A 6382-nucleotide genomic window follows, 5' to 3' on the forward strand; every position below is an offset into this window, starting at 1 on the left:
AGAAATAAGCAATGCCCAATTTTAAGTTAATTGTGCAGTAGTGAAGGCTGTAGCGATCGCCCAGCCATCGACTAATAGTAGCAGCAGTGTGCATCCCAGTAAAATCAGGTACATCCACGGCTGCGCTAAAGGGCGAACATCTGTAGTATCAATGCTCGTCTTTGCTTGGACAATTTGCACCAAACGGGCAAATCCAGCTACACGCATCGGTAATAAATAAGCTTTCCCATCCTGGCTGAGGAAGTAATAAACTAGCCCTCCTTGCCCAGTGCTGCGGGGTTTTAACTCTTTCACCTCTGACCAAGGTAAAGACCAGCCTTTACGAAAAAAGCGAGGCACCCAGACGGGGTAAGTAACCTGAATTCCCTCGTCATCTACCATTACTTGTTCAGTTAATACCGCGTACAAGGCAACTAAACCGATGCCAATCCCTACCCACAATAAGCCTGGAGGTACGGGTGCAGCTGTTACCTGCGATAAAAAGGGTAATGGGACTGTGAGTGCTATGTATAGACTCAGCAACGTTATCCGAATCAAAGGAGACAGACGAAAAATAGAAGTTGAGATATTGGCTGAGTTTGGTGTCACGGCTCAATTACAATGCTTTTCTTCATTGTAGGGGACGTCTATGTCCCTGGTAGTTGATGTGTGGTAGTTCACGGTAAATACTTTTGTACTACAATCCAACCAGTAAGGGATACCCAGGCAAATCCTACAAACAGAATAATATTTACGCCGATGTGTAAGGGTCTAGCCCAAGGTCGTCTGACACTAATTTGCGTGGCACTGAAAGCAGACAGTAAAACTAGTGCTACCACTATTAATCCAGCGATTAAGTGTGATGAGTGACCTAGTGAACCAAAGTGCCCCCAAGTGCCAACAATACCGATCGCTAGCAGTAGTAGCACTAAACTTACCATGCTGATGCCCATTGTATAGTGGAGCGATCGCACCCCTTTATTTCCGCCCAGAAATGGGGTAATAAAAGGGAATTGCTGCGAAGTTCTCGCCCGAAACATCCAAACGCCAGTAATTGCTAACATCAGATATGCCAGCAGGGATAATCCCATTGACCAGGCGGCTATTTTCCACAACCAAAGAAATGAAGGCAGATTCATAAGAATGATTGTAGATGAGATGGCAGAAATGAGGGAGACAAGGAGAATAACCAATGCCCCATACCCAATAAATAATAAACAAAAAATAAACAAAAAAGGCTGCTAAATTAGCAACCCTTAAATTTAATAAAATTGTTTTTTTTTAATCAACCGATGCTAAACCAAGAATTTGCAAGGGTTTTGTAGTATCTCCGATTTTTGTATTAATTTGCTGCACCATTAGTTTGGTATTAAAAGGGTCTTTTTCATCTGATGAGTCTGTATCAAACTCATTAGTACTGGGTTCTTCGAGCATCAGGCGATCGCACGGAATCTTATCGGATAAAATTGCACTTGCCATCATCCCTGTATGAATCTCCACTTGACCTTTTCGCGGAGCTTCAAAAACTAAACGTTGTCCAGGGAAAACAACCCTTTCAAAATACCAGTTGGGAATATTGCAGATGCGAGCTACCTGTATTTTGCTCGTGGCATTAATGTAGCAGCAGAGAATTTTTCCCGATTGCTCAGGTGGTAGAGGATCTAATATTTGAGCCATAACTGCTGAGGAGCTTTACGCCACAATTTTACATTACACTAGCCAAGCCTAGCACCCACTGATCCCCAGTTGCTGTAACTGCGAATACCAACTGAGTCTTTGTAGATTATTTCTGTCTAAAGATATATTTTCAGTTATGAAAATTTTGTAATTATTCACACCTTTTTCGAAATTATACACTATGAATAAAAGTTTTTGATATTTTTTCCTGGTATAAAAGCTTCAATTCTCTTAAAGCAGATTGTTAAGGAATTGACATAACAACGATCCCCTTGCTTTTAGCATAGCGAGGAAGTGAGTTTTGCTGTTTCATCTATCCCAAGATTAATCGGCTGGGATCATCGCTTAATGAATAAACTCGATGTTATGGTAAAGCTATATGAAAAAATGTCTTCATAAAGCTCTCTATAGATTCTATGTATGTTTTATGCATAGAAATTTTAGCGTTTTCCGCAGTTGCTAACGGCAGCTTCGTCAATACCAATAATCTGCTTAAATGTCAAGCACAATTGTGATAAATAAAACCAATATAAAACAAGCACACACTTTAAGACTGGATGTTTCTCTCGCTTTCTCCACAGATTGGCAAGATGGAAGTTAAAACACAGATGATGGAAAATCGAATTCTTTACGTTCGCCTTCCTTGTAACCCCATCTTTCCTATTGGGGTTGTCTACTTGAGCGATCATGTCCACAAGCAGTTTCCTAATATTGAACAGCGCATCTTTGATTTGGGAACAGTGCCACCTTTAGATTACAGTTCGGCCCTGGATCGCTGTATTGATGAATTTAAACCGACACTACTAGTATTTTCTTGGCGGGATATTCAAATTTATGCCCCAGTTGGCGGACGTGGTGGCAACCCACTGCAAAACGCTTTTGAATTTTACTACGCCAAAAATCCTCTATTGAAACTACGCGGCGGATTGGGCGGTTTGCGAATCTTCATCGCCTACTATGTAGAGTTGTGGCAAAACCAGAGCTTAATCAAACGCGGTTTGAAACGTGCCCAGAAATATAATTCTGATGCTCGTGTAGTTGTCGGTGGTGGTGCAGTCAGCGTATTTTACGAGCAATTAGGTAAAAGCTTACCCCAAGGGACAATTATTTCTGTAGGTGAAGGCGAAACCTTGCTGGAAAAACTTTTAAGTGGCAGAGATTTTCGAGATGAACGCTGTTACGTTGCCGGAGAAACTCAACCACGAAAACGGCTAATTCACGAACAACCCACTCCAATAGAAAAAACCGCTTGTAACTACGACTATATAGAAAGCATTTGGCCGGAATTTAACTTTTACCTGCAAGAGCAAGACTTTTATATAGGTGTACAAACTAAGCGTGGTTGTCCTCACAACTGTTGTTATTGCGTCTACACCGTCGTCGAAGGCAAACAAGTACGCATCAACCCAGCAGATGAAGTCGTTGCTGAGATCCGCCAATTATACGATCGCGGCATTCGCAATTTCTGGTTTACCGATGCCCAATTCATCCCCGCGAAAAAATTTATCGCCGATGCGGTAGAATTATTGCAAAAAATTGTCGATTCTGGTATGACAGACATCCATTGGGCAGCATATATCAGAGCCGACAATTTGACACCAGAGTTGTGTGACTTGATGGCTAAAACCGGGATGAACTACTTTGAAATCGGCATTACCAGTGGTTCTCAAGAACTTGTGCGGAAAATGCGGATGGGGTACAACCTACGAACCGTCTTGCAAAACTGTCGTGATTTAAAAGCCGCTGGTTTCAACGACTTAGTTTCCGTCAACTACTCCTTTAACGTCATTGACGAACGTCCCGAAACCATCCGCCAAACCATCGCTTACCACCGCGAACTAGAACGGATTTTTGGTGCTGATAAAGTCGAACCTGCCATCTTCTTTATTGGACTACAACCCCATACCCATTTGGAAGAATATGCTTTCAAAGAAGGCATCCTCAAACCAGGGTACGATCCAATGAGTTTGATGCCGTGGACAGCCAAAAAACTTCTCTGGAATCCCGAACCCCTTGGTTCATTCTTTGGCGAAGTCTGCTTGCAAGCTTGGCAACAAAACCCCAACGACTTCGGGCGCGAAGTCATGAAAATCTTAGAAGAAAAGCTGGGTTGTGCTGACTTAGAAGCAGCACTGACAGCACCATTAGAGACGAAAGAAAAACAGTTAGCAGGTGTATCCTAGAAAACACTAAAATGTGAAGAAATTCAGAATTCTGAATTTCTCCCTCTATCTTCCTCAGTGCCTCTGCGGTTATTTTTACCAAATCCCATGTTAGAAGGTTCAATCCTACAACAGCTGGAAGCAGCTCATCGCCACACCACCAGGCCAATTCGATTCGGTGTTTACTACAAAAATACCTTAGTTGCCCTGTGCCACGCTTTAGAAGACCATATCTTAACCGATGACGGTACACCCTTAGTCATCGCAGCCTTCCAACAAGGTAAATGGTATCTACAAGAAGCTCAACGATATGCAGACATCGCTCAATGTAGTTGCCAAATTGCCATCATGGCTGCTGGTGAATCTGGCTTTGCTGAACATCCTACCAGCCAGCTACCCAATGTAGACTTAGTGGCATTAGATGCAGGCGATCCAGTGGCGCAAGAGTGGCACTTAATTATCTTATCGCCTAAATACACAGCAATGGTAATTTGTCAAGAATTATCAGAGGCTGATTATGGCAGCGCTGGAGTACCGACATCGGACTTAGAGCGCAAATTCTATGGCTTGTGGACATTTGAGCCAGAGTTAGTACAAGAGACAGCAGAAATAGCGATCGCTCACATCCAAAAATACAACCCAGAACTGGCAAAAAAACTCACAGTTCACAAAGAACAAATTGTACCATCAATCGACAGATCGCAAAATTTAGGTGCAGTTGTCTCCCGTGTAGTAGATTACCTCCAGACTGGACAAGATAATTTATCTATCCCCACAGCGCTTCAGAAACAAACCCTAGATCGCAACTTGGTTTCTAACGAAATCCAAGCCTTTTTGCGAATGGCGCAACTGATGGATATGGCAGATGTCAACAATCCAATGGCAGCTGCGGAAGTAGTAGTTCTTGCTGAAGCGATCGCCCAGCTTTTGGATCTTCCCGCATGGCAGATTAAGAGGTTGCGGCTAGCGGCTTTGTTACATCGCATAGATCCATTACAAAAAGCAGAAAGCGTACTCACAGGCGGTATATCCACACGCTACCAAGAAGACGCCCCCAGTTCTCCCTTAACTTGTCCCTTAGTACCAGGGGCGCAAGTATTGCGAACCATGCCAAGATTACGAGCAGTTGCTCAAATTATCACTCACCAAAGCGAGTGGTGGAATGGCACAGGGGAACCAGCAGGTTTAGCTGGAGATGAAATTCCCCTAGAGTCTAGAATTTTGGCATTATTAGCAGACTTTCAGTGGCGACTCAATCAGCGAAAATCGTCAAATCAAAGCCGGGAACAGATATTTACTCAAGCATTAGATGAGTGCAGACAGCAACAATCTACCCGCTTTGACCCTAAACTTGTAGATACCCTAGCTTTATTAGTTATGGGTTTACAACAGGGACTCGACTTACCCTTAATGACACCCAAATTCAGCGCCGGTATCTGGATACTTGATTCCCAATGGGATAGCCACAGCAAGATAAGTGAGCAGATTGGTAGTTACTTTACATGAATATTGAAGCCATTAGATTAGGAAAACTCAAACAACTTCCAGGGGCAAATTTAGAAGACGAGGAACTCTCTCGACTGGATTTAAGCCGGATTAATCTTGCTGGTGCTACCCTTGTCGGCACTAATTTCGCTGGTTCTAAGCTCGAAGGAGGGCATTTGGAGGGGGCAAATTTGATGGGAGCCAACCTCCAAGAAACTGACTTGCGAGCGAATTTGATGGGAGCGAACCTGATGCAAGCAGATTTAACAGGTGCTGACTTGCGGGGTAGTAACTTACGTGGTGCTAACTTGATGGGAGCCAGACTCAGTGATGTTTCATTGGTGGGTGCTTTCTTGAGTGGTGCCAATTTGATGAATGTGAACTTGCAAGGCGTAGACTTGCGCGGTGCTGACTTGCGCGGTGCAAACCTGACTGGGGCAAATCTCAAAGGTGCAGACTTGAGTCGCACAGATTTGCAAGGAACGTTGTTGAGTGAAGCCAACCTCGAAGAAGCCGACTTGCGGGGGGCGAATTTGGCGGGGGCGAATTTGACGGGAGCAAATTTACTCTGTGCAGAGTTAGAAGGTGCAAATTTGAGCGGCGTTAATTTAAATAAAGCTTGTGTGGTGGGTACTGTGGTTGAGACGCTTGCGTAAACATTGCACCAAAAAACCACTTATGCCGATTATTTGTATTTTCGAGGACTACCCACAATGACACCCGTCGCGGCACAAGTCTCAATCACCGCGATCATTGCCATGTTGAGCGCGATCGCAAATCGGCAATGGCAACAGTTCAAAGAACTGGAGGCAAATTTTGTATCCTAGTATGGTGTACCAGTATGGTGTAGAGGTATGGCAAGAGGTTTTTAATTTCCGTCTCAAGCCAGCACTGGATAAAGATTCTGACAGATGGCTACTGAGCCAGTGGCGTGGTGAAGGAATTATTTCAGTCAAAAATGTGGCTTAGCTGGGATCGCAAATAGTTCTAATATTCTTTGCGATCGCTGGTGTTTAATGGTGTTATATCATGTTCGGTAAATCACTTACGATTAAGCCCCGATTTTAATCCACCAGTGA

Annotated in this window: 8 protein-coding genes; 5 read left to right on the forward strand and 3 right to left on the reverse strand. The window is 43.7% G+C overall.

The annotated features are described in order from the left end of the window. Window positions 1-21 precede the first annotated feature (21 nt). The 3 genes from HWQ42_RS10690 to HWQ42_RS10700 all read right to left on the reverse strand — a co-directional run bounded on the left by HWQ42_RS10690 (window position 22) and on the right by HWQ42_RS10700 (window position 1656). The gene (locus tag HWQ42_RS10690) at window positions 22-588 is read right to left on the reverse strand and encodes a hypothetical protein (RefSeq protein WP_292811716.1); all 567 of its coding nucleotides are present in this window, start codon (window positions 586-588) and stop codon (window positions 22-24) included. Between the two features lie 68 nt (window positions 589-656). Further along, window positions 657-1118 (reverse strand): DUF4079 domain-containing protein, encoded by a 462-nt coding sequence (locus tag HWQ42_RS10695; RefSeq protein WP_292740091.1) that lies wholly within the window; start codon window positions 1116-1118, stop codon window positions 657-659. Window positions 1119-1260: 142 nt separating this feature from the next. Further along, window positions 1261-1656 (reverse strand): DUF1830 domain-containing protein, encoded by a 396-nt coding sequence (locus tag HWQ42_RS10700; RefSeq protein ID WP_292811718.1) that lies wholly within the window; start codon window positions 1654-1656, stop codon window positions 1261-1263. Window positions 1657-2246: 590 nt separating this feature from the next. On the opposite strand from HWQ42_RS10700, the gene HWQ42_RS10705 reads away from it, so the two are divergent. The 5 genes from HWQ42_RS10705 to HWQ42_RS35515 all read left to right on the forward strand — a co-directional run bounded on the left by HWQ42_RS10705 (window position 2247) and on the right by HWQ42_RS35515 (window position 6272). After that, on the forward strand, window positions 2247-3839 hold the full coding sequence (locus tag HWQ42_RS10705; RefSeq protein ID WP_292811721.1) for a photosystem II high light acclimation radical SAM protein: 1593 nt from the start codon (window positions 2247-2249) through the stop codon (window positions 3837-3839). 87 nt (window positions 3840-3926) lie between these two features. Next, on the forward strand, window positions 3927-5324 hold the full coding sequence (locus HWQ42_RS10710; RefSeq protein WP_292811723.1) for a DICT sensory domain-containing protein: 1398 nt from the start codon (window positions 3927-3929) through the stop codon (window positions 5322-5324). Next, on the forward strand, window positions 5321-5959 hold the full coding sequence (locus HWQ42_RS10715; RefSeq protein WP_292811725.1) for a pentapeptide repeat-containing protein: 639 nt from the start codon (window positions 5321-5323) through the stop codon (window positions 5957-5959). Before HWQ42_RS10710 ends, HWQ42_RS10715 begins: the two co-directional genes overlap by 4 nt. Window positions 5960-5962: 3 nt before the next feature. Continuing rightward, window positions 5963-6130: a hypothetical protein gene (locus HWQ42_RS35510; RefSeq protein WP_334955046.1), complete on the forward strand. Its 168-nt coding sequence runs from the start codon at window positions 5963-5965 to the stop codon at window positions 6128-6130. A 1-nt stretch (window position 6131) separates the two neighbouring features. Further along, entirely contained in the window at window positions 6132-6272 is a 141-nt protein-coding gene (locus HWQ42_RS35515) for a hypothetical protein (protein ID WP_334812712.1), read from the forward strand. Window positions 6273-6382: the final 110 nt, after the last annotated feature.

The organism is Nostoc sp. JL23 (assembly GCF_017115065.1).
Taxonomy (GTDB): domain Bacteria; phylum Cyanobacteriota; class Cyanobacteriia; order Cyanobacteriales; family Nostocaceae; genus Nostoc; species Nostoc punctiforme_A.

What these genes read in the sequence shown, in the direction of transcription:
- HWQ42_RS10700 (WP_292811718.1), bottom strand. Translation starts at nt 1,656, where the DNA reads ATGGCTCAAATATTAGATCCTCTACCACCTGAGCAATCGGGAAAAATT.
- HWQ42_RS10695 (WP_292740091.1), bottom strand. Translation starts at nt 1,118, where the DNA reads ATGAATCTGCCTTCATTTCTTTGGTTGTGGAAAATAGCCGCCTGGTCA.
- HWQ42_RS10705 (WP_292811721.1), top strand. Translation starts at nt 2,247, where the DNA reads ATGGAAGTTAAAACACAGATGATGGAAAATCGAATTCTTTACGTTCGC.
- HWQ42_RS35515 (WP_334812712.1), top strand. Translation starts at nt 6,132, where the DNA reads ATGGTGTACCAGTATGGTGTAGAGGTATGGCAAGAGGTTTTTAATTTC.
- HWQ42_RS10710 (WP_292811723.1), top strand. Translation starts at nt 3,927, where the DNA reads ATGTTAGAAGGTTCAATCCTACAACAGCTGGAAGCAGCTCATCGCCAC.
- HWQ42_RS10715 (WP_292811725.1), top strand. Translation starts at nt 5,321, where the DNA reads ATGAATATTGAAGCCATTAGATTAGGAAAACTCAAACAACTTCCAGGG.